Genomic DNA, 20,357 nt, shown 5'->3' on the forward strand with positions numbered 1-20,357 from the left:
ACAGCCAGCTATCGGCGCTGATCCAGCAAGGCAGTCAAGCCATTCCCGCAGTTACCGTATAAATAAATTAAATGGTAACATCGACATTCGCCAGAGAACTACCATGCCCGAACACCGCACCGGCACGCCCGCCAGACTGAGCCAGTTGGAATCGTTTCTCTGGCACGATTTCGACGCCGGCTTTGACGACTGGAACGTGTGGGTTCGCCGAAAAATGCCGCACAGCGCTGAAGCGACCACGACGAAGAGTGCGTTTCGCTACGGCATGCAAATCCATGCAGCATTGAGGTCGTTGCAAGCCGCCAACAGCGGCATGGCCACGAGCAACGAAGTCGCCGGTCGTGAAACATTCAACCGCCTCGCAGCCCACTACGGCATTCGCCCGCGCCTTGGCGAGGACGGACTTATCGTCCTCGCGTCAGACCGCCCGACGGACGGTGTGGTGTCGCTTATCCTCGCCGCCTTCGAGGCCATGCAGACCGGCGTCTGGAAACGATTCAAGCTGTGCCGTGAGCCAACCTGCCGCGCCTCCTATTACGATGCCTCCAAAGCAGCGGCGAAAACATGGTGTTCCATGGACACCTGCGGCAGCCGCAACAAGATGCGCCGCTACCGCGCTAAAACGTAAGAGCGAACCGAGGCAAGCATGCAAGACAGGCGTCGTTGAGGAGTTTTCGGATGTGAGACAAGCCGCAAGTGGAGCCACCCTCATCGTGGATAGCATCCACCGAAGCACTTATGGCGTATAAACCTTTTGACCCTTCAGCCAGAGCAGGAATCCCTCCCATGAAGTCATTGTTGAAATTCGCCGCCCTCAGCCTCGTCGGCACCGCCATCCTCACGTCGCCTGCGTTTGCGGCACTGAAGGAAGGCACCCAGGCACCGGAATTCACCGCGCCCGCCTATCTCGCCGGCCAGCCGTTCACATTCGATCTGGCCGATGCACTGAAGAAAGGGCCGGTGGTGGTCTACTTCTTCCCGGCCGCGCACACCTCGGGCTGCAACATCGAGGCTCACCTGTTCTCGCAGGCCATCGATCAGTTCAAGGCGCTGCATGCCACCGTGATCGGCGTTACCGCCGGCCATACCTCGGAGCTGGCGGATTTCTCCAAGGAAACCGAACACTGCGGTGGCAAGTTTCCAGTCGCCGCGGATGAGGGCGCAAAGATTGCCAAGGAATACGACGCGACGCTGACGCTCAAGCCGGACTGGTCGGACCGTACCTCGTACGTGATCGCCCCGTCGGGGAAAATCACCCACGTCTATTCCAGCCTCAGCCCCACGAAGCATGTTCAAGAGACGCTCGACGCGGTAAAGGCGCTCGAGAAGCAGGGCTAACTGCGCGGCTGGTCCAGGGCTGCCGATAACCCATCGGCAGCTCTTTCGCGCTCGTCAATGAAAGGATGCACAGGCATCCACAGCTAACCAGCCTGATGTGGTTTCCGCCAACGAACATCGTCCGGAAACTTAACCGCGCCCTCACTGGATGAAACGCGATCCAAATTTCCCGCCGCGGTTTCTCGCGATGGAAGGCAATGTCTTTCGCAGTAGTACAAAAGCCATCACAACGGCAAGAAAAGCGAAGAGACTTCCCTCAGGCCCTACCCCGCCGCCGGTAAGCCAGACCGACCCATGGGGGAGAAAATCAAAGAGATGTCCTTGGTCGAGGTAGCCGCTTCCCACCGCGCCAAACAGTGGCGCGCGGCGATCAATGCGATTCGCGATCGCGCTGATGAACCCTAACACGCGTTCCCGCAAGATGACGTCGCATTAGCTTGCTCTTCATCCGTAGCCCGAGTATTAGATCAAGACGGTAATGTGGTTTGTCGATCAGCAAACGGGGACGTTGTCAGTGACGATGCAGCCCGAAGACTTGCCTGTCCGACTATCAAGCACGCAATCAGGTGATGAGCAAAGGTTGCGCCTTGTGGTTGAGGCTGCACCAAATGCCATGCTCATGATCAACGCGAGCGGCATTATTGTCTTGGTAAACACTCAAACTGAGCGACTCTTTGGGCATGAGCGTTCCGAGCTTCTCAACAGACATATAGAGATGCTGCTTCCCGAGCGCTATCGAGGCCGTCACGTCGGCTTGAGGACAAATTTTTTCGCGCAACCTGTTACAAGATTCATGGGTGAAGGTAAGGAACTCTTTGGACTACGTAAAGATGCTACCGAGGTACCGGTAGAAATTGGCTTAAGTCCGGTTGAAAGTGACGGCGAGTGGCATGTTCTCGCATCGATCATAGATATTACCGAGCGACTCCGAGTCGATAAGGTCCGACGCGCGACGCGGGATGATGTGTTCCGTCAATTGATCCTCGACAGCTTACCCTTCAGTACGATCGCGACCGATATCAACGGGCAAATTCTTACCGCGAATCCTGCGGCCGACCGTTTGCTTGGATACGATCGTCATGAGTTAGTGGGAAAGTCCGCCCTGGTTCTCCACGATACCAAGGAGCTGAAGTTGCGCGCGGCAGAGCTTACTGAGCCTGGCCTGGAACCCATAGCAGCGAATTATCAGGTCATCGTGAAGTCCGGTAGTCAGGGCATGGCCGACGAACGCGAGTGGACCTATGTAAGGAAGGATGGCTCGGGCGTACCGGTGAACATCGCCATTACATCCCTTCGAGACGATGCGGGCAATGTCACGGGCTTCCTCAAGGTGGCCTATGACATTACGACTCGCAAGCGCGCCGAGAATTACATCCGCCATATGGCGCACCACGACGCACTTACAGGGTTGCCAAATAGAGCGCTTCTCATGGATCGGCTGGAAATGGCCATCCGTCAGGGGCAGCGCCATGCCAGGCAAGCAGCGGTATTGATGATTGACCTGGATCACTTTAAGCGAGTTAACGACTCGCTAGGCCATCAGATAGGCGATCAGCTACTGCTAACGGTTGCCAAGCGGCTGCAGGGGCGTATTCGTGATATTGATACCGTCGCCCGGTTGGGCGGTGATGAGTTTGTTGTGGTGCTGAACGAAGTTTCCGGTCGAGAGACGTTGACCGCTCTTATCAATGATCTGGCAGCTCTGATATCGGACACGATGTTAATCGAAGGGCATGAGCTCGCGGTCACGCCAAGCATCGGCGGTTGTCTGTTCCCCGATGATGGCGTGGACGCAGGCACATTGCTCAAGCATGCGGATGCGGCCATGTACCAAGCCAAGGCGATCGGTCGGAGCAACTTCCAGTGGTTCGATAACGCGATGCTCCGGGCGACTGAGGAAAAACTGGCGCTGGGGCTTGCCCTGGGGCACGCCATTGAGCGCAACGAGTTGACTGTGCATTACCAACCCGAAGTCTCGATCTCAGATCGACAGGTCGTGGGTATGGAGGCTCTCGTGCGCTGGAGTAACCCGATGCGGGGTGAGATCGAACCCGATCGATTCGTACCTATCGCGGAAGAATCCGGTCTCATCCTCACGCTCGGAGAGTGGGTACTGCGTAAAGCTTGCCGCGAGTGCGTCGAGATTCAGCGCGAGCTCAAACGGATGGTGTCGGTTGCCGTCAACGTCTCGCCCAGACAATTCCAGCAGAAGGATTGGATAGCGACCCTGGTGAATGCCATCGCCGAAAGTTGCATCACACCTTCCTGCCTCGAGCTTGAGATCACCGAGGGAATGCTCATGGAGAATCCGGAGGAGAGTGCACGAAAGCTGCACCAAATCCGAAAGCTCGGCGTGAAGATCGTCGTCGACGATTTTGGTACCGGCTACTCCAGCCTCTCCTACCTTACGCGCTTCCCGATCGACAAGATCAAGATCGACCGTTCCTTCGTGCGGGATCTCGCGACCGATGCCGCCGATGCCGCCGTGATCAATGCAATTATCGCGCTGGCCAAAAGCCTCAATATTCGCGTCATCGCTGAGGGTGTCGAGACCGAGCAACAGCACAGCTATATGTTTGAACGAGGCTGTGACGAAGCTCAAGGCTTCCTATACGGCGCTGCTGTTTCCAGCACGGCTTTCGCTGAAGCCGTCTCTTGCATTGAAAGCAACTGAAGATCAGCCCAGAGAAAGCCCATTTAAGCATCCTGGAAAGTTGAGAATCAGCTGTGCTACACAGTGATCCGGTACTTGCCCTGCAAAAGTTTTTCGATCTCACCTATCGTAGGCGCCATGATTTTTCTTGTTCTGGGCGGAGCTTTTTGCTGTGGCTTCAATGGCAAGCCTATAACGATGCGCGCGCCCAAACGGCCGCTGCGCAAATTGAGGGGGAGTTCTATATAGGATTCCCCTTCCCTGGCTGTGGAAGGGGCGGTAACGCTGCCGCTTATTGGACGTCCTCCTCCTTGTCCGCATAGTGCCCTGCCAGATCACGAGCAATGAGCGGCTCATTGAGAAGATAGGCGGCATGGTCCGCCAGTGTGTTCCAGCATTCCAGCGCCTGAGTTTGCCCCTGCAAATGTGCAGAGATATCCTGCACCACGTGCACCGGCACTTCCTTGCCGAGATGCCGCGTAGTGAACGTCAACACCTGCAATATCGCGGCGAGGCCGCGCAAGCATTCATTCGCCTGTGCTTCGGCACCTTGGTAGATAGCCGCCAGATGGTCAGGGCCGAGTCGGGCCAGCCCTGCGCCTACGATACGGCCTTCTCCGCCACCTTGCAGGTGATCTAGCAAAGTGTGGAGGCTGTAGAGCCCATCGGCTGCTCGGATAGAGTGATCTATCGCTCTGCTCGCTTCATTGTTCACATTTGTTTCCATGGCAAACGCTCTTTACGTGCGCCTTCCTGGCTCGAAATGTGACGGCGCATCAACGCCATCGAGCCAAACCTATCGAATCGTTACCTTCTGTTTTGTGTCGTACTCATCAAACAGCTTAATTGTAATTTGACTTATTAGTCCGTAGATCAATAGTCCACCAGATACGACTGTTCACTGGTGGATATCACCTCTTACGTTGGCCCCGCCTTTCGACTCCTGCGCGAACGCCATTCGCTCAGTCAGGAGGAACTGGCACTACGCGCCGGATTGGACCGCACCTATGTGAGCGGCATCGAGCGAAGCCGCCGCAACCCCTCACTGAAATCCATTCAACGTATCTCCGCTGAGCTGGATACCTCACTGGATCAGGTGTTCGCCCTGGCACGCGAACTAGCGGATGAGAGCGAAAAGATTCCTGCACAGAAGCATAGTGCGTGCCAAACACTGAGTAGCCAAATCCGTCAGCACCAGCATCGTGTTTGATCAGCGGAAGTTGGTGGCAAACGATTCACCGCTGGACTACTCGGCATTGAGCTATCGCGTCAACTTCGTGTCGAACAACTGACGCGCGGCTTCCACGTCGGGCAAGTTGACGACGGTCCAGTCGTACAACGCCTTGAACGGCTTTTTCAGACTTTTACCCAACGCCGTCACGCTGTACTCGACAGCGATGGGTGACGCCTCGACGACACGCCTGGCCACAATGCCGTTGCGTTCCAGGCGGCGAAGAGTCTGCGTCAGCGCCTTTTGCGTAATGCCTTCCAGCGTGCGTTTGATTTCGTTGAAGCGCAGCGGTCCATCTTTCAGGGCAGCAAGAATCAGCACCGACCATTTGTCAGCCAGCTCGTCCAGCAATAACCGGCTGGGGCAATCGGCGGCCTGAAGCACACGATGTTTGAGTGAGGCCATGGTGGTTTCCTTATGGCTACCTGGTTGCAGAATTGTGCCTCATTGACACTAGGTATACAAACTATACCATCGCCTCATTCCCTTCGATGGAGCTTCCTGTATGACTTCCACCAACACCACCTCTTCAAGTGCCGACGTTCTGTTTCAGCCGTTTCAGATAAAGAGCCTCGCATTGAAGAATCGCGTGGTTATGGCACCGATGACGCGCTCGTTTTCACCCGATGGCGTACCCGGCGAGAATGTTGCCGCTTACTACCGTCGGCGTGCCGAGGGCGAGGTCGGGCTGATCCTGTCCGAAGGCACCGTGATTGATCGGCCGTCTGCCCGGAACGAGGGTAAGATCCCGTTCTTCCACGGCGATGCCCCGCTGGCCGGCTGGAAACCGGTGATCGACGGCGTACATGCCGCTGGCGGCAAGATGGGTCCGCAGATATGGCACGTCGGTGCCGTGGCGCATCCGTTTGCTGACTGGGCGCCGCCGGCACCGCCCGAGAGCCCTTCCGGTCTCGTGGCACCCGGCACCGCCCGTGGTCAGGCGATGAGCGAGGAAGATATTGCCGATGCCGTCGCGGCCTTTGCCCGCGCTGCCGCCGATGCCAAACGCCTTGGCTTCGACACGCTGGAGATTCACGGCGCACATGGTTACCTGATCGACCAGTTCTTCTGGTCGGGCACCAACGAGCGCACCGATCGTTACGGCGGCGCCACGCTCGCCCAGCGTTCGCGCTTTGCCGGCGAAGTGGTCAAGGCGATACGCCAAGCCGTGGGTCCGGACTTTCCGATCATCTTGCGGGTGAGCCAGTGGAAGCAGCAGGACTACGCGGCACGCCTGGCATCCACGCCGGACGCCATGACGGACTGGCTGCTGCCGCTAGTGGAAGCTGGCATCGACATTCTGCATTGCTCGCAGCGGCGCTTCTGGGAACCGGAGTTCGCGGAGATCGACGGCGCCCACGGCCTCAACTTCGCTGGCTGGGCAAAGAAGCTCACCGGCGCCGCCACGATCAGCGTCGGCTCAGTGGGTCTGTCGGGTGACTTCATGGCGGCCTTTGCTGGCGAAAGCTCCACCCCAGTCGGTTTGGACAACCTCGTCGAACGCATGCAGCGTGGCGAGTTCGATTTGATCGCCGTGGGCCGCGCACTGCTCAGTGATCCCCTGTGGCTGACGAAAGTCCGCATGGGTCACCGCGAGCACTTGAAAGAATTCACAGCGGCGGCAATGGCTGAGCTGGTGATGTAAGCGGAACGCTTGCTCAACAACTGCGTGAATCATTACACCAAGGATGCCCTCAACGAGCCGTGACGCTGGCGGTACTGGTGGAGACAGAACCCGTGTGAATGCCGGACTGCATGACGCCGATGGCAATCGTGAACACCAGTGCGACCACCGTGGCGAGATGGGGGATGCGGCTGGCGCTCGCGGTTTGAGACTTGAACATGATGGCAACTCCTGAGGAAGACATTGGCGTCGCGAACACGGCGCCTATGGCTTCGCATGATCCGCAGTCAGCGCCATAGAGGCCAATCGTTTGTTTTCATGGCGTCCATTTACCGCGGCTATCGCTCGGGAGGGCGCTCTTTGTCAAAACGAACGGGGCGCCGAGGTAGACCGATGGCTTCCTCCATCGACGCCTGTCGTCGCCAGCGCCTCGAAATCCCGCATGTGATCAATTTATCGGCGTCTCTCGATAACCATGACGCGGCTTCCGATTGAGGCCAAAGATAGGCATTTTTCTGAGTGGAAATCAGTCTTTCACTGATGGGACTTATGCAGGGAATGATCAAAAGTGGTTTCGCCTGGTTGTTCCTTGTGACGGGAACCGGCATCCATCCCTATCTCTTCAGAGGAAAAGCAAATGCATCCATTCATCAGATCCGCTGCGATCGTCGCCTTCGCGCTTTCGGCAGCTCAGGCCATGGCGAAAGAACCTGGCGCGTGTGGCGCGCTCCCCGACTATGTTCGCGAAGCAGCGCGCGACATGGCCTATTGCGTCACCATGCCGGCCCCCATCGCGGCTTGCGGCCCTGCGGCGGTTGATGTGCAGGTATTCGGCAACGCCGAAGGTCGACTGCCGCAGGCAGGTCGCGGCCAAACCTACTACGAGGGCAAAGCCCGGCATGACCCAGGCGGCCCGGCGGGCACGTATCGGCTTGTATACCTCGTCACCGACGGCAAAACCAAGTCGGTCATCGAGAGTCGTTATTACTCTGCCGATCACTACGAGTCGTTCTGCAGCATTCGTTGAGAGCTCAGAAAAAACGAACGGGGCCTGCGTGATTTGGCCCCGTTTTGTTCCTTGTGACTCGCGTAGAACCTCGAACCGGAACTCGCAAACTATTGGAACCTGGCACCGTCAACCTTTGATGCCAGGCGTTCCTCGAGACACCATACTGAATCGTTCAGTTGAGGATCGACAAAGGCTCCGCGTCCATGCGTAGCCTTTATTTTTATCAGTTCCGCTGCTGCGTCCCCGCGGGAGTCGCGACGAATCCGTACTGCTTGCCGGCAGCGTCGAAGTATTCGCCGGCGACCACACCGAAATTGTTGATCGTGGTCGCAAACGTCACCGCCGCTCCAGGCACGTCGATAGTGTGGAATTGCTTCTGTGTTTCGACGAAACCGTGGAAGGCTCCGGACGCGTCCACGTAGTAGCCGGAGATTTGGCCGACGTCATTAATTGCGAATATCGTCATCGATACTGCATTGACCGCCTAGGTCGCCGAAATCGTTGATCCCCCAGAAGATCTTCAGCCAAACCGGGATAGCCGAGCGTCTGATAGGTATAGATCTTCGGGCCACTAGCGGCCACGGATGGTGCCGCGGCGGCTGCCGATGGCATCGCACCGGTTCCAGAGTCCGCAATGGCAACACTCGTGAAACCGGCAAAGACGAGGGCGAAGAGGGCGGCGGCTCTTGTGAGCCGTCATGCGAAGAGCGATGATTTGACATGATTTCAATCCGTATTTGGATGAGACGTGCGATAACATTCCGGAGGCTTGCGGCTATCCCAAGCGGAGCCATCACTCTTTACAGCGCAAAAAGGCCGTCTGCACCGACACGCTCGGTACAACCGCCTCTGCCGCGATGCTGGTCGCGATTGCCAAATGCTCCTTGCGCATGAACGCCGAACCCCAAATCACGGAAACCCTCGCACGCGGTGACCCTGCGGCGATGGATGCGTTGATTCCGAAGATCTACGCAACGCTGCGCCATCTGGCGCGCCGCCAGCGGGCGCATGAAGCGGCGCATACGCTTGAAACGACGGCGCTGGTTCACGAGGCCTATCTGAAGCTGGCCAATCAGAGCGACGTCAGGTTTGCCGATCGCGCACACTTGTATGCATACATGAGCCGGGTGATGCGGCATATCCTGATCGACCATGCGCGACGAAAGAAGGCTCAGAAACGTCAAGCACCGGAGATGATGGCGGGAGAGGTGCGATCGGAAATCATCGATGTGCTGGCGATCGACGAGGCGTTGAGTCGGCTTGCGGCGCTCGATCAGCGCCTTGCGCACGTCGCCGAGCTCCGCTTGTTCGCCGACCTTTCGAGCCCGGATATCGCCGCAGTTCTAGGTGTCAATGCACGCACGGTCGAGCGCGACTGGCTGAAAGCGCGCACGTTTCTGTCAGTCTGCCTGATGCCGGGTGCGTGAGGCGCTGTCGGTAGCTGCGGCCTGATTGCGCTTATAGAGACATGCCAGAACAGGAATATGCGCGGCCGATGATTTTCGACTTTGACCAACGATGGCACGAGATCGAACAGCTGATCGATCAGCTGTTCGAGGTGCCTGCCGCCGAACGGGCCGATTGGCTGCGTACGCACTGCGAAGACGCGACGCTGCGTGTACTCGTTGCACAGGCGCTCGACGATGCGCCTGGTATTGAGGCGATCGAGCGCGGCATGACGCAATGGTTGCCGACGCTCGCCGACAACCTACCCGATACGCTGCCGGCCATCTCGGGCTATCGCGTCCTTCGTTTCGTCGGCGCGGGCGGCATGGCCAGCGTGTTCGAGGCCGAACGCGAACTGCCTGGTGGCCCGCAAACTGTCGCCCTCAAGTTGTTGCGCATCGACGTTCACGACGCCGATGAGCGCCGACGCTTCCTGCGCGAACAACGCATCCTCGCGCGGCTGCAGCATCCGCACATCGCGCAACTGCTCGATGCGGGGTTCTCGCCAACGGGCACGCCGTTTCTCGCGCTCGAATACGTTTCCGGCGATGACCTCCTCACGCATTGCGAACGGCGCGGGCTGGCCACGCGTGAGCGCCTCGCGTTGTTCATCGACGTGTCCGCGGCAGTCGAGCATGCGCACCGCAGCCTGATCGTGCACCGCGATTTGAAGCCGAGCAATGTGCTCGTCGGCGCGGATGGTTGCGTCAAGCTGGTCGATTTTGGCATCGCCAAACTTCTAACTGGTGAAGGCGAGCAAACGCGCACCGAGGTGCGGCGCCTGACTCGCTCGTACGCGGCTCCCGAACAGTTCGCCGGCGACGTCGCGACGACCGCGATTGATGTGTACGCACTCGGCGTGTTGCTGGCCGAGCTGCTCGGCGGTCTGCAACCACGTCGTATCCACAAATACGCGGATGCGAACGTGTCAGTGTTCGACGACGAGGCGTTGCGACGAAAACTCGGCGTCGATCTCCATGCGATCATGCAGAAAGCAACACGACTCGACCCGATCCGTCGCTACGCGAGTGTTGCGGCGCTGCGCGACGACATCGAACGCTACCTTGACAGCAGGCCATTGCGCGCCCGAGCGGATACGTTCGCTTATCGCGTTTTCACGCTCGCAAAGCGGCATATGTTGGCTGTCTCGGTCAGTGCCGTAATCGCGATGATCCTCGCCGGTGCGACGGCAGTCGGCCTGTACGAGGCGCGTCTTGCACGTCGTGCGGCCCAGGAGGCGCATGCGCAGGCGCTGTCGGCCGAAGGCGAAGCAAGGCGCGCGGATGCGCTCAAATCGTTCCTCGAAGGCCTGTTCGATAGCCCGTCGCATGGAACGGAGACCAATGAAACTGCCGAGGATCTGCTCGCGCACGGACGCGAGCGAGCCGATCGCGATTTCGCGATGCAGCCTGCGCTGCGCGTCGAGACTCTCGCGCTGATCGGCGATCTCGAGCGTCGCAGCGGCCATCCGGATCGCGCGCGGCAGCCGCTCGAAGAAGCCGCGACACTGGCGAAAGTGCAGTTCGGCGTGACTGACAGGCGGACGCTCCACGTCGAATACCTGTTGGCAAAGGAAGCCGATGAACTGGGCCGCTTTCGTGAGGCAGGGTTGCGGCTTCAGAACGCGACCGACGCGTTCGAGGCAGGTCCGAACCGCGATTCGCCGGAAGAAGTGCAGGCACTCGCGTGGATCGCTGGCCTCGACGAGCGTATCGGCGAATCGGCGAAGGCGATCGACATCGGCAAGAATGCGCTCGCGCTCGCGCGTCGCGTGCTTCCGGACGACAGCGATGCGCTAACCGAAGCGGTGACGAACCTTGGCTGGATCCTGATGGATGCCGGCCATCCTGACGAAGCAGAACCGCTGTTGCGCGAAGCGCTGGCGCGCAAACGCAACCAACTTGGCAGCCGACACGCCGAAGTCGCCGACGTGATGGCATACCTGACCTCGACTTTGTCCCAACTCGGTCGCTATGGCGAAGGCGAGCAGCTCATGCGCGACGCACTCGACATCGACGCCAGCGCGTACGCGCGACCCAATGCTCACGTGGCCTGGCATCTCAATGATCTTGCCGTCGTGCTCGCACTCGAAGGCAAGTTCGACGAAGCCAGTGCGTTCTACGCGAAGTCGATTGCGATCGATCAGGCGCTTGCGCCGGCGGCGGCACTCAACGAAGCGGTGAGCCTGGGTAATCTGGCGCGGATCCGTTTCAGACAGGGTGCTTATGCCGAATCCGAGGCGAGCTTTCGCGATGTGATCGACCGCAAACAGCGCCTGCTCGGCGCGGACTATGGCGACAACGGCCGCAACTATGACTGTGCGATTCTGGCGGAAATCCTCATCGCGCGTGGTCGTTTAGACGAAGCTCGAATGATTGCCGATAGCGCACTGGCGGAGGCGCGAAAGCAGCATCTTGATGCGCATCCGGATATTGCTTTCGCGCTCACCGTCGAAGCCGAGCTCATGGTTGCAAGCGGCGCTCACGAGCACGCCGCTGCATTTGCCGGAAAGGCCGTCGCTATGTACGTCGCGCTAGCGGACCAAGGCTCGGAAAAGGCGATCAGGGCGCGTCTTCTGTTCGGCGAAATTCTGCAAACCCTCGGCCGCAACGGCGAAGCAAAGCAGCAACTCGAAAGCGCCCTCGCAGCGGTCAGAACAACCACGCCGAATACAGCCGCGCTCGTTGCGCACGCCGAGGCCGACCTTGCGCGCGTCGATGCGGCGCTCGGCGATCGCGCCGCTGCGGATCAGCTTCGCGCAGAGGCCGAGGCATCGCTCGCCGAAATCAAAGCGGGGCCGAACACCGAGCGCGATGATACGATACGCCTACTCGCAAACCTCAAGATCAGAGCCAGTTGATTCGAGATTGCCCAGTGATCAGTGCCCAGACAAAACGATGTCAGGTTGATGCTGTTTGCTGCATCGTCATGGATCCCGAAGAGCCACGCGAAATGCGGCCGACGATGAGCCTGAAACGCTTAGAGCCTGTTTATGATCCCCACGCGACTTTCACTGCCACGTGCACGTTGCGCTCGGACAGCCTGAGCGTTGCGATCGCGCGACCGGCATCCCACGACCAGTGGTCGAAAGGCTGGCCGTCCACGGTCACACCCTGCGGCTTGCCTGTCGCATGGATATGCAATTCGTACGATCGCCGCTGCACCTGCCTCTCGAAAGTCCCCGTGGTCGGTGCGATGACCAACTGCTGCGCCCCGTTGGCCACGGTGCTGTAGTCGATCGAGGTCAACGCGTAGGCGTGGTTGGTATAGGCCAGTGAAGTGCCATCGTCCTCGTAAAGATCAAAATGGCCCTTGCCGCGTCCGTAGAGATCGAGGATCAGCCTGTCCAGCGGCCGGGCATCGGAATACGCGCTAGCCGGCTGTTGCGGAACAATCGCGCCATCGCGCACGAACACCGGCATCGCATCCGTTGCATAGTTCGCGCTGAAGGTTTTGCCACCTTCGTAGTGCTTGCCGGTAAAGAAATCGAACCACTCGCCCGGCGGCAGGTAGACGCTGACCTTGCCGCTTGGATCGAGTACAGGCGCCACCAGCATCTGGTCGCCGAAAAAGTATTCGTGCGGATGCTCGTACGCCTCGTCGAGATCCGGATAGACAAGATAAAGCGGCCGCATGATCGGCATCGACGCCGAGTGCGCCTGCCAGGCGTAGCTGTAGACGTAGGGAATCAGCTGGGTGTGCAGATTGAAGTATTTCTTCATCAGCGCGATGCCCTGCGGACCGTACAGCCATGGCATGCGCATGTTGCCTTCGAGCGGATTGGCATGCGCACTGTGCATGCGCAGGATCGGGCTGAGCGCGCCGAACTCGATCCAACGGGCGTAGAGGTTGAAGTCGATCTTCGCGCCATGAAAACCGCCGATGTCGTGACTTACATACGGCACCAGCACATTGCCGGCTCGCGTGCTGTACGCGACCTCGTAGGCCAGCACCGGCCATTCCGAATAGGTATCACCAGTGAAGTACGCCGGATAGCGTTCACTGCCCCAGCCACCGTAGCGACCGAGGATGAAACCGCGCTTGCCGGTGGCCTGCTCAGTCGCGTCGTAGAACACCTTGTTGGTCCACAGTTGCTTGTCGAGGCCTGGCATGTCCACCGCACCGCTGCCGCCGTCGATCCACCAGAACGCCACACCCTGATCCAGCAGCGGCTTGTGCAGCGTCTGCATGGAAATATCGGCCTGCCGCTGGTTGGACAGGTCGAAAAAGATGCGCGGCGGCGGCTTGACATCGCGCAACGCAATGCGGCTTCCAAGCAGCCCGCTGCCCCACTTGCCCGCGACCACGCGCAGCACGATGCTATTGACCTCGCCAGCCCGTACATGCGCGGCGACATCGGCATAGGTGACTCGCTGCGGCCACTGGATCTGGCTGTGTGGAATCTCCTGTCCGTTGACGAACAACCGATACGACGACGCCACTTCGCCGAACACCAGATACAACGATGCGGGCAGCTGCGCGGGCAACCTGATCGAGGTGCGATACCAGGCGATGTCGACACCGTTGCCATGTCCCTGTTGTTCCCACGACAGGCCAGCTTTGATCGGCGACCAGTGCGCGCCGATATCCGCAGCAAACCATGCCTGCGACATGCCCTGGTCCTTCGGATCGGCGGTGAACTGCCAGTGGTCCGATAGCGCCTTTTCGAACGACGGCTTTGGCGGCAACGACTGACCGAGCGCAGCGAGCGCGGCCGGTGCATGGCTGTCGTCGTAGGAGACCACGCTTTCTTCGGTGTTGGCGTAACCCGGGTGATCGTTGAGGCTCACCTTGATGCCCTGCACGTGCAGCCAGTCGAGCAGTTGTTTCGGATGCGGCACCAGCGGACTCCAGTCGAATCCACCATCCCAGCCATAGTTGTGCCAGGCAAAGTCCAGCACCAGGCCATCGAAAGGAATGCCTTCCTCGCGCAGCCTTGTCATTTCCTCCTTCAGGTGCTGCGCGTTGTAACGCTGGAACGCCGGCTGCCTCGCTTCGGCAGAATCTGGGAAATACTCGAAATTGAAGTCGGTGATCCACGCGCCGAGCGCATAGCGCGGAATCATCGGCACCGGACCGCACAACTCCGCGTAGGTCCGCAGCACACTCTGATAATCGTTGCCATAGGTGAACAGGTACCAGTCCTGCCCACCGGGTTGTGGACGCGGTTCGATCCACGCCTTCTGCGCATCCCACAGCGGTGTGGTGCTGTCGTCGATGAACGCGTAGCCGCTGCGACTCAGCAAACCCGGCTTGGCCTGCGGCAGCAACACCTCGATACCCGGGATCATGTCGTTGACCGGGCTTTGCAGATCCTTGCCATCCTTGGGCAGGTTGGGCGCGCTGATGTTGTCCAGAGAATAGGTCAGCCCACCGAGGTTACGTGCATCCACGTCGCCCGGGCGCCAATCGTGCGCAACACCGCTGCCGGGCGCGTTCCAGCTGACAAGGAGGTTGCTTGCCGTGAATGGTCCCGAGCGCAGTCGATAGCGCAAGGTCATCGCCGATGTTTTCTCCACCAGCCAGCCATCGGACTGTGTAGTCGTCACGTTGACGGCGGGCCAGTGGCGCTTCTGCACCACGGCCGTAGGCGCATCGACGAAACGGCCATTCGGCGAATATTCCATGCGCACCAGCGACGGCGTGAGGAATTCGAATCGTGCCTCGGTCGAAACCACAGTGGGCTTCGTCTGCGTGTTGGCGCAGGAAGCGAGTAACGAAACCAGGCAGGCTGTTAGCAGCCATAGGAAAGCTTGGCGAAAAATGCGGATCGGGAAAGCCATGCGGATTGTTACTCCAGCGCGGTATATATTCGAATGCAGTCAAACCACGTTACTTCGAAGATGACCAAAAGGCGATTTTGTGAGGTCCACTCCCACCGGCGGCCTCAACCGGTTGAAGCCGCCACCCAAAGCTGACAAACGACAAGGAGGGGCGATGCTTAGGATTCTCGTTTTGGCAGGCGTTGCGCTGTCGATGGTTCTTGGCGCCGCCGCGATCGCGGCGGCGCCAACCGGTACAGGTGGTCTGCCACCTTGGCATTTTCAAATGACTCACAAGGAGGTTGAGTCGTTTACTGACTACGGCCCGTACAAGACTTTTAGCAACGGTGATCTAGAAACTTACTCTGGATTATTCGTAGGTCGCAAAGAGAACGTGCAGTTCTTCTTTAAAGACGGAAAGCTGATAAGAATCGGTGTCTATCTTTACGAGGGCCAAGATATCAAGGCGGCAGCCGGAGTCTGGGGCCAAACGTACGAAACACTAAAAAGCAAATATGGTTCGATTGAGCTTCCAGATATTCGCGTCGATTCTCCAGGCACTGAGCTGGCAGCTTCCGTTGTCGCAGCTGCCGCAGGAGGTAACGTAGACGTTTCAGGAAAGTCACAGATGGCGCCCTACAAGCAGCCTTCGGATGTGTTCGTATTCGCAAGCTTTCTGCGAGGTGAAGTGCAGGGTCAAGTGTTTTACTACGTAATAGTCCACTACGATCCGCCTCACGGCTAGCTTGAAAGATACATGTTCCACAGAGGTCCGCTCCCTAAACGGACAGTTCTGATGGCTGGGAAAGACTATCCCGTAAGAATGCTGAGCGGGTACGCTGGCGGTTAAATCTTCAAGGAATGCCGATCATGATCGAAACACATCGACCCATGGCTGGGAAGGTCTGCATGGTTACCGGCGCGACTGCTGGTATTGGGAAAGTCACAGCGCATGAGTTAGCCAGGCAAGGTGCCACGGTCATCATAGTTGGCCGCGACATTCAGCGGTGCCGGCAAACGGTGGAGGCCATCCAGCGGGATACTCATAACGCATCAGTGGAATTTCTATGCGCGGATCTGTCTTCGCAAACGCAGATTCGCCGTCTGGCGCAGCAGTTTCTTGTGCGATATAGAGATCTGAACGTCCTCGTCAACAATGTGGGTGCTTTGTTTACCCTGCGCCAGGAAAGCATCGACGGCATCGAGATGACTTTAGCCCTCAATTATCTTGGCGTGTTTTTGCTTACTCAATTATTGCTCGATGCACTCAAAGCAAGTGCCCCAGCTCGCATAGTCAACGTTGCCTCAGAAGCGTACGAAGACGTGCCGGAATTTAATTTCGTAGATCCACAGTTTGCCAGGCGTGGACTTGGCGCCTATCCGAGCAGCGAATTTGGCAATATTTTCTACGCGCTAGCGATGCCCTGGGCGCATCCCGCATTCCGCCAATATGCGCAGACCAAGCTCGCCACCCTCATGCTCACGCATGAATTGTCTAGGAGACTGGCCGGTTCCGGCGTGACGGCCAATGCTCTGCACCCGGGCTTGGTTGCAAGCCAATTTTCAGATGGAAATGGTGTGTACGGCTGGCTCATGCGACGCTACATGCGATTGCGCGGCGTCAATGTCGATGAGGGCTCGGCGACGTCAATCTATCTAGCAACAGCGCCGGAACTGGAGCAGATTTCAGGCGCATATTTTGTAAAACAGCAAATTGTGGCGACCTCTGCCGCGGCGAGAGATGAAGTAGCGGCGGCGCGACTGTGGCAGTTAAGCGAGACATTGTTGAATACTTAGCATGCACCACCACCGTGGATGGCTATCGTACTCAGAATGTTTGATCAAAAGGCTCGGCCGAAAATTAAGGTCAGCTTTCCACCCGTAGAAGACATTGATACCTCAGGTCAAAAGAGCGCAATGCGTCCGGGAAAGAATGGCGCTTCCGCAACTAAGTTGGTGAATTGCCGTGATGAACATCTATGAGCTGGGTCTTCTGTTTCCGGTCATCCTTGGAATCCATAACGCGGAAGAGTATTTCCACCATGGCGACTTCATCCACACCTACCCCTCGCGCGTCGCACGATTTTTGAGCAAACAGGTCATTCGCACAGCCATGGTGTTGCTCACCCTTACTGCCGCCATGGTGAGTGTGCTCGCCTGGGGCTATCGCGCGTCATGGCTGTTGGATATTTCCATCGTCGCTGACTTCGCTCTGATGCTCAACGCCTTCAGCCACATCGGAAGGTCCATCCGTCGACGTTCACTCACACCGGGATTGTTGTCCGCAGTGTGCCTGGTGCTCCCATATTCGGCGGCCGTGATGGCAACGCTGCGCCTTTCCGAAGGTATGTCCTGGGAAGAGATAGCGCGTCTGGTCGCGTTGGGGATTCCCACCATTCCGCTAGCCGTGGCGATATTTTTGGCCCTTGGATATGCGCTGTCGTTCGTGAAAAGATTCATGGCCACCCGAAGCTCTGCCACGTAAAGTGGCTCGATATCATAAGTAGCACAAGGCCTGGTTAGGGTGGTTGTTCGGCATGCTAGAGATATCCGCTGTCGACTCGGCCCGGACATATCGCCGCATGATTGACGACACTTCTCAAGCTAAAATTTGGGTCTGCTCGCGGCAAGGAAGCCAACGAGTGAAACGCCTTAACTGCCAAGTTCCTAGCGCTCGTCGCCTTCTATCCGTTTGAGAATGCGGCGAAGGTGAGCAAGGTCGGTCTTGGAGAGATGTTGGACGGCTGGCGGTGCATCGTCGTGCACGTTGCGTTGTACCAATTCGACGAGCTGTTGACCCGCGGGCGTGAGCGACACCAGTTTCGCGCGTCGGTTTTCAGGGTGAGGATTGCGTTCGACAAGGCCGCGATCTTCAAGATCATTCACGGCGACCGTGGTGGCGGGTGCATCACTGCTGGTCATATCGGCTAACTGCTTCAAGGTCTTCGGCGCATCGAACAGTCGCCACAGTATGCGTACACGGCTGAAGGGCAAACCGGTGGCATCGCTGACTTTTCGGCGCCATTCGCCGCGGGTTTCCCATACCAAATCGACCATCATCTGCCAGATCTGATCGGCTTCGCTGCCGCTGTTGGCGTGACCCATTATGCCGTCGCTCCGGTAGGTGCTTCCTCCAGCAAGTGCGCCGCGTGGCGGGTAGTGTCACGCGCCCATTGCGTGTTGGACAACCACGCCAGCAACAACACGGTAACGCCGCCGCCCGTGATCAACCACCAGAACGGATGCGAGGCCTCGGCGAAACCGTCATGTACATGCGCACCCAAGATAGTACCCGCCAAAGCTACGCCAAGCGACGCGCCAATCTGTCTGCTGGTGGAGGCGACCGCCGCGGCGAGACCCGCCTGCGCCTTGGGCATGCCAGATACGGCCGTGTTGGTAATGGGCGCATTCACCATGCCGAACCCGATCCCGAAGATCATGTACGTCAGCAACAAAAACGGCAGCGGCGTTGTCGCCGTCAGCTGCGTCATCATCAGTGCGCTGATGACCGTGGCGCTGCCCGAGGCCAGCAACGAGGGGCGTGTGCCATAGGTGCCGACCAGTCGGCCGGAGAACGGTGAACAAAGAATCGTCGCCAGTGCGAGCGGCAAGGTACACAAACCGGTATGGAAGGCCGAGAGACCGCGCACTTCCTGCAAGTACAGCGCATTGAGGAACAGAAAGCCGGAGAACGCCGAGAAACTGCAAACGGCGATCAAGGTCGCGCTGCTGAAGGGCGCACTGCGAAAGAACCGCACGTCGATCAACGGTTCGTGACGCCGAGGTTCGTAGATAAGCAACGCGATCAGCGCAAGCACCGCGGCGGAGAACAAGCCAATGATTGTCGTCGAGTCCCAGCCATCGTGGGGACCTTCGATCACCGCATAAGTCACCGTGGCCAGAATGACGAACACCAACAGTTGTCCGATCGGATCCACGCGCCGTGGATGCGGTGCCTTGGACTCGGGAATGTAGCGCGCGGCGAGCAGCATCGCCGCGGCACCGATGGGCAAGTTCACCCAGAAGATGGAGCGCCAGCCGATGCTCTCGGTGAGCGCGCCACCGATCACCGGACCCAGCGCCATTGCTACGCCGGCGACTGCACCCCAGACACCGATGGCACGTGCGCGTGCTTTTGGTTCGTGGAAAGTGTTGGCGATGATCGACATGGCGACCGGATTGAGCATCGTCGCCCCCAGCGCCTGCAAAATGCGAAACGTGATCAGGCTATGAATGTCTGGGGCAACGCTGCACAACAGCGAGCCCAGCATGAATAGGGCCATGCCCAACTGAAACACGCGACGGCGCCCAAAGCGGTCGGCCATCGACCCGGCCAGCATCAGCAGGCTTGCCACCACCATAGTGTAGGCATCGATCACCCACTGCAGTCCCGATATCGTCGCAGTGAGATCGTGCCGGATCGAGGGTAGCGCGACGTTGACGATGGTGGCGTCCATCGCGACCATCAGCAGGCTGAGGCAGCAAATGCCGAGAATAAGGTTCGGATGGGTCGCAGCCCGTCGGGTATCGCCAATAGTTGTATTCATACAACCATTGTTGATTAACAACTATCGCCTGTCAATCAGTCTCTGCGTTGCCTCACGCATGACCTCATTCGCCATCAAGCCATCACCTGACGTGCTGCTCTACGGCTTAACGGATGAACGCGTCATCAGTGCGCTCGGTGCAATGACCCACGGAGCCGGCATGCAGTTCTTCCAGGCCTTCTCCAGTTTGTGTTCGTCTTTTTGGACTCATGCTGGTCGACTGACGTCAACAACTTGAGTACAACGCGTCAATCGTGAGACTTGGCCACCACACTGCCATCGTTCGGATCGACCAACAGATTGATGTCGCTGCCTTGCGCCGTTTTAGCTTCGGCACTCCAAAGACCGTCGTCGAACTTTACGTCCTTGACGTTCTGGTAGTCGGCCGCAGCCAGCTTGGCTTTGACCTCGTCCTTGTTGAGTTTGGACGGCGCATCGGCCGGATATACCCTGCCGTTGACCGGGCCGACCGCGAGCTTGGACCACGTCTTGTTGCCGCCTTGGGCCTTGCCACGCCACACGCCGTCCTTGAACTTCACGCCTTTGACTTCCTTGTAGCCGGCGCTGGCGACGCACCCTCGATGGCATCCTCGCTCAACGCTCCAGTTGGCGGGCAGGCCGTCCACGTGGCAACCGTGGTGGTGTTTGAGTGGCACTAGCCGTTGACTGTGCGGTTGCGGCCATATCCTGCGCCAAGGTAACACTGCAAACCGATAGTCCAATCACTAGGGGCAGCATGCACTTGAT

The 20,357-nt window shown here is 58.6% G+C and carries 19 protein-coding genes; 11 read left to right on the forward strand and 8 right to left on the reverse strand.

What is annotated here, in order from left to right; translation table 11 throughout:
- The first annotated feature begins 103 nt into the window (after positions 1 to 103).
- The 3 genes from HDE79_RS06615 (at position 104) to HDE79_RS06625 (ending at position 4,012) form a co-directional block, all read left to right on the forward strand.
- Positions 104 to 628, forward strand: a complete 525-nt coding sequence (locus tag HDE79_RS06615) for a CGNR zinc finger domain-containing protein (RefSeq protein ID WP_184601172.1) — start codon at positions 104 to 106, stop codon at positions 626 to 628.
- Between the two features lie 158 nt (positions 629 to 786).
- Entirely contained in the window at positions 787 to 1,338 is a 552-nt protein-coding gene (locus HDE79_RS06620) for a peroxiredoxin (RefSeq protein WP_184601173.1), read from the forward strand.
- Positions 1,339 to 1,816: 478 nt separating this feature from the next.
- Positions 1,817 to 4,012 carry an EAL domain-containing protein gene (locus HDE79_RS06625; RefSeq protein ID WP_184601174.1) on the forward strand — a complete coding sequence of 732 codons (2,196 nt, stop codon included), beginning with the start codon at positions 1,817 to 1,819 and terminating at the stop codon, positions 4,010 to 4,012.
- Positions 4,013 to 4,283: 271 nt separating this feature from the next.
- Here HDE79_RS06625 and HDE79_RS06630 read toward each other — a convergent pair whose 3' ends face one another.
- Positions 4,284 to 4,718 (reverse strand): hypothetical protein, encoded by a 435-nt coding sequence (locus HDE79_RS06630; RefSeq protein WP_184601175.1) that lies wholly within the window; start codon positions 4,716 to 4,718, stop codon positions 4,284 to 4,286.
- 177 nt (positions 4,719 to 4,895) lie between these two features.
- On the opposite strand from HDE79_RS06630, the gene HDE79_RS06635 reads away from it, so the two are divergent.
- Positions 4,896 to 5,201 (forward strand): helix-turn-helix transcriptional regulator, encoded by a 306-nt coding sequence (locus HDE79_RS06635; RefSeq protein WP_184601176.1) that lies wholly within the window; start codon positions 4,896 to 4,898, stop codon positions 5,199 to 5,201.
- A 51-nt stretch (positions 5,202 to 5,252) separates the two neighbouring features.
- Here the strand turns inward: HDE79_RS06635 and HDE79_RS06640 are convergent, their stop codons facing one another.
- Positions 5,253 to 5,627: a helix-turn-helix domain-containing protein gene (locus HDE79_RS06640; protein ID WP_184601177.1), complete on the reverse strand. Its 375-nt coding sequence runs from the start codon at positions 5,625 to 5,627 to the stop codon at positions 5,253 to 5,255.
- A gap of 100 nt (positions 5,628 to 5,727) precedes the next feature.
- Between HDE79_RS06640 and HDE79_RS06645 the strand changes: the two genes are divergently transcribed.
- The gene (locus tag HDE79_RS06645; RefSeq protein WP_184601178.1) at positions 5,728 to 6,867 is read left to right on the forward strand and encodes an NADH:flavin oxidoreductase; all 1,140 of its coding nucleotides are present in this window, start codon (positions 5,728 to 5,730) and stop codon (positions 6,865 to 6,867) included.
- Between the two features lie 49 nt (positions 6,868 to 6,916).
- Here the strand turns inward: HDE79_RS06645 and HDE79_RS06650 are convergent, their stop codons facing one another.
- The gene (locus HDE79_RS06650) at positions 6,917 to 7,066 is read right to left on the reverse strand and encodes a hypothetical protein (protein ID WP_184601179.1); all 150 of its coding nucleotides are present in this window, start codon (positions 7,064 to 7,066) and stop codon (positions 6,917 to 6,919) included.
- A gap of 417 nt (positions 7,067 to 7,483) precedes the next feature.
- Between HDE79_RS06650 and HDE79_RS06655 the strand changes: the two genes are divergently transcribed.
- Complete coding sequence (locus tag HDE79_RS06655; RefSeq protein WP_184601180.1) at positions 7,484 to 7,873, forward strand: ribonuclease domain-containing protein; 390 nt, start codon at positions 7,484 to 7,486, stop codon at positions 7,871 to 7,873.
- 205 nt (positions 7,874 to 8,078) lie between these two features.
- Here HDE79_RS06655 and HDE79_RS06660 read toward each other — a convergent pair whose 3' ends face one another.
- Positions 8,079 to 8,321, reverse strand: coding sequence for a hypothetical protein (locus HDE79_RS06660; protein WP_184601181.1), 243 nt, complete (start codon positions 8,319 to 8,321; stop codon positions 8,079 to 8,081).
- 424 nt (positions 8,322 to 8,745) lie between these two features.
- Between HDE79_RS06660 and HDE79_RS06665 the strand changes: the two genes are divergently transcribed.
- Entirely contained in the window at positions 8,746 to 9,282 is a 537-nt protein-coding gene (locus HDE79_RS06665) for an ECF-type sigma factor (RefSeq protein ID WP_184601182.1), read from the forward strand.
- A 68-nt stretch (positions 9,283 to 9,350) separates the two neighbouring features.
- Positions 9,351 to 12,161: a serine/threonine-protein kinase gene (locus HDE79_RS06670; RefSeq protein WP_184601183.1), complete on the forward strand. Its 2,811-nt coding sequence runs from the start codon at positions 9,351 to 9,353 to the stop codon at positions 12,159 to 12,161.
- A 130-nt stretch (positions 12,162 to 12,291) separates the two neighbouring features.
- On the opposite strand, the gene HDE79_RS06675 is transcribed toward HDE79_RS06670, so the two are convergent.
- Complete coding sequence (locus HDE79_RS06675; RefSeq protein ID WP_184601184.1) at positions 12,292 to 15,084, reverse strand: TIM-barrel domain-containing protein; 2,793 nt, start codon at positions 15,082 to 15,084, stop codon at positions 12,292 to 12,294.
- A 154-nt stretch (positions 15,085 to 15,238) separates the two neighbouring features.
- On the opposite strand from HDE79_RS06675, the gene HDE79_RS06680 reads away from it, so the two are divergent.
- The 3 genes from HDE79_RS06680 to HDE79_RS06690 all read left to right on the forward strand — a co-directional run bounded on the left by HDE79_RS06680 (position 15,239) and on the right by HDE79_RS06690 (position 17,548).
- Positions 15,239 to 15,808 (forward strand): hypothetical protein, encoded by a 570-nt coding sequence (locus tag HDE79_RS06680; protein WP_184601185.1) that lies wholly within the window; start codon positions 15,239 to 15,241, stop codon positions 15,806 to 15,808.
- A 125-nt stretch (positions 15,809 to 15,933) separates the two neighbouring features.
- Positions 15,934 to 16,860 (forward strand): SDR family NAD(P)-dependent oxidoreductase, encoded by a 927-nt coding sequence (locus HDE79_RS06685; protein WP_184601186.1) that lies wholly within the window; start codon positions 15,934 to 15,936, stop codon positions 16,858 to 16,860.
- Between the two features lie 172 nt (positions 16,861 to 17,032).
- Entirely contained in the window at positions 17,033 to 17,548 is a 516-nt protein-coding gene (locus tag HDE79_RS06690) for an HXXEE domain-containing protein (RefSeq protein ID WP_255488342.1), read from the forward strand.
- Between the two features lie 182 nt (positions 17,549 to 17,730).
- On the opposite strand, the gene HDE79_RS06695 is transcribed toward HDE79_RS06690, so the two are convergent.
- The 3 genes from HDE79_RS06695 to HDE79_RS06705 form a co-directional block, all read right to left on the reverse strand.
- Positions 17,731 to 18,168, reverse strand: a complete 438-nt coding sequence (locus HDE79_RS06695; RefSeq protein WP_184601188.1) for a MarR family transcriptional regulator — start codon at positions 18,166 to 18,168, stop codon at positions 17,731 to 17,733.
- Positions 18,168 to 19,610: an MFS transporter gene (locus HDE79_RS06700; protein WP_184601189.1), complete on the reverse strand. Its 1,443-nt coding sequence runs from the start codon at positions 19,608 to 19,610 to the stop codon at positions 18,168 to 18,170. Before HDE79_RS06700 ends, HDE79_RS06695 begins: the two co-directional genes overlap by 1 nt.
- 248 nt (positions 19,611 to 19,858) lie before the next feature.
- Entirely contained in the window at positions 19,859 to 20,236 is a 378-nt protein-coding gene (locus HDE79_RS06705; protein ID WP_343205919.1) for a PepSY domain-containing protein, read from the reverse strand.
- Positions 20,237 to 20,357 lie beyond the last annotated feature (121 nt).

Origin of the sequence: Rhodanobacter sp. MP1X3, assembly GCF_014207165.1 — a bacterium.
Taxonomy (GTDB): Bacteria; Pseudomonadota; Gammaproteobacteria; order Xanthomonadales; family Rhodanobacteraceae; genus Rhodanobacter.